The organism is Treponema endosymbiont of Eucomonympha sp. (genome assembly GCF_001028545.1).
This window is the reverse complement of sequence record NZ_BBPW01000124.1, coordinates 1-2,107: the sequence shown is the minus strand read 5'-3', so window position 1 is coordinate 2,107 and position 2,107 is coordinate 1. Positions and strand designations below refer to the sequence as shown.

General features: G+C 37.4%; 3 protein-coding genes. All 3 read right to left on the bottom strand.

Features of this window, described 5'->3' with window-relative positions; genetic code table 11:
• Nucleotides 1–254: 254 nt before the first annotated feature.
• Entirely contained in the window at nucleotides 255–1,292 is a 1,038-nt protein-coding gene (locus AWU74_RS05215) for a hypothetical protein (protein WP_062328330.1), read from the bottom strand.
• A gap of 130 nt (nucleotides 1,293–1,422) precedes the next feature.
• Entirely contained in the window at nucleotides 1,423–1,647 is a 225-nt protein-coding gene (locus AWU74_RS05210; RefSeq protein ID WP_162504861.1) for a hypothetical protein, read from the bottom strand.
• Nucleotides 1,640–2,107, bottom strand: a 468-nt coding sequence (locus AWU74_RS05205; RefSeq protein ID WP_062328326.1) for a PIN domain-containing protein, incomplete at its 5' end; no start/stop codon positions are given. The genes AWU74_RS05210 and AWU74_RS05205, both read right to left, overlap by 8 nt.

The window sequence follows — 2,107 nt, the reverse complement described above, 5'->3', positions numbered from 1 at the left end:
CCTGGACGCTCACGCTGCCGCCCGAGGCGCAGAAGAGTTTTCTGTCCTGCGCCGCCCGCTGGCAGAACAAAAAAGGCGCGCTGGGTCCCTGGGGAGACATTCAGCACGTCGTGGTCGGCTAAAACACAAAACAGAGCGGGGAAACCCGCTCGGAGAACACAGGAAACAGGCTATGCCTGTTTCCTGTGCGTCGCTCCCATTCCCGCCGGCAAATGCCCGATTAGCGTTTAAGGGTGTCGGTCATGATTCGGCTCCTAAGCTTTGTCCTCGTTAAATGATATTCTATACCAGAAATCAGTAAAAAGTTTTTTACAATCAACATTTAAAATGTCAGGATTTTGAACACGTTTATCAATTTTTCTAAACATATTTTGAATCCAAATTCTATCATTATAAGAGATTCCGTATCCAATTCCATAAATATTTACATCTTTTTTTCCAGTACGAATAACTTCCTCAAATAGATTTGATTTTAATAAATCAGGATATAAAAGTTTCATATTTTGTTCGTGATATGCAAAGCCGAGGAAAATAATACGATTTGCCTCCTTGAAAGCATCATTCGTTTTTATATAGTCATTACTGCTAGAATCAATATGCTCCATAAATGTTTTTATATTTTTTGACAATTCAGCTAGTTGAGACCCATTAAGTCCATTTGGGGCACCCAAATTACTTCCATCAAATTTATCTACAGTGCCATAGGGGTGGATAATATTCATATTCTTTATTATTTCCTTTGCAGTATTTTTATCAACTGCATAGTCTTGCATAAAAGCGTAATAAAAGAACTGCTCAAAACATCTATCATAGTTAAAAATGACGAAAGTAATACTTTGCAATCGTTCCTTTAAATCATGTAGCAAACAATTCTCTGTAATTTTCTGAAAACAAAGCGTGTGCCACGTCTTTTTTTCGCTATCACTGCCTATAACAAGATCGCTTGAATCTTCATTATAGAGTTTACAGGCTCTTTCATATAAAAGGATAGAAAATGTTATAGCGAGTTTGCCGCACGTTACTATATATTCATTGTCTTTATGTTTATCTAAAAAATTATCAATAGAGATCTCAAGTGGCAATCCACGATTTAAAATTTCTGCTGCTTCTAAATATTTTCTTTCTTTTTTATCATTATAAGATAAAAAGTGAATTGCCTCATATATTGTTTCTGCATAAGTGCGCCCAGTTTCTATACTCAACAAATCAGCAATAGAATTTTTCAACTCCTTTCCTGTTGGCATACCTACATCTTGACTTGCACCGGCACCTAAAACAAATACAGTTTTCATCCCTCCACCACCTTAATCTCCTCCTCCTCCGTCAGCCCATACAACCGATACACCGCCTCGTCAACCCGCGCCTCAAGAGCGCCCGTGTCCGCTTTCGGGTCGACGGCTTTCGCGGTAAGGATTTTTGGGTTTAGCCTCTGAATTTTACCGGGTGTTCTCTTGAGAATTCAGCCGCTTTGTGAGCGAGTTCTTCAAGCGATATATCTTCATAAAGATTTTCACGCCGCCATTCAGTGTAGTCAAAAGGTTCGGACTTTGTTAAGTTGAAAACAAATTTTTCAGCGCCCAAAACGCCAAGCTTTTCTATGAGCGCCGTCATTCCATTTGCCATTATCATAGCGTTTTCATTAACCATTATTTTCTCCCCAAATAGCAATAAACTGAATCGGATTTATTAATACTATAGCTTTATTTTCGAGTTTCAGTAATCTTTTGTCTGTTGTTATAAAATAATTGCACTTGGCTATGATTGCACAAGCTACGTGTAAAGCATCTTTGTTCTTAATGCCGGCCTTTGATATTTGATTTGAAATCTGAATAGCAGATTCAACAAAAGTTTCATCAATTATGCAGCACGCATACGGAAAGAAATTTGATATATTAATCTTTCTTTCAATATATGGATTATCATCGTTTTCTTTTAGCGACATAAATGAGATAACAAGTTCAATTTTATTTTCTTGAATCAGCCTTTGAATAAATAATTTTGCTTCCGCTTCCATTTGCACAACAGGGAATGTTTTGTCGTCGTAAGGACGATTGTATGAACAATTATCAAGGTAAACTCTCATATATTTTCCGCCGCTCACTCTATT

What these genes read in the sequence shown, in the direction of transcription:
- AWU74_RS05215 (WP_062328330.1), bottom strand. Translation starts at nt 1,292, where the DNA reads ATGAAAACTGTATTTGTTTTAGGTGCCGGTGCAAGTCAAGATGTAGGT.
- AWU74_RS05210 (WP_162504861.1), bottom strand. Translation starts at nt 1,647, where the DNA reads ATGGTTAATGAAAACGCTATGATAATGGCAAATGGAATGACGGCGCTC.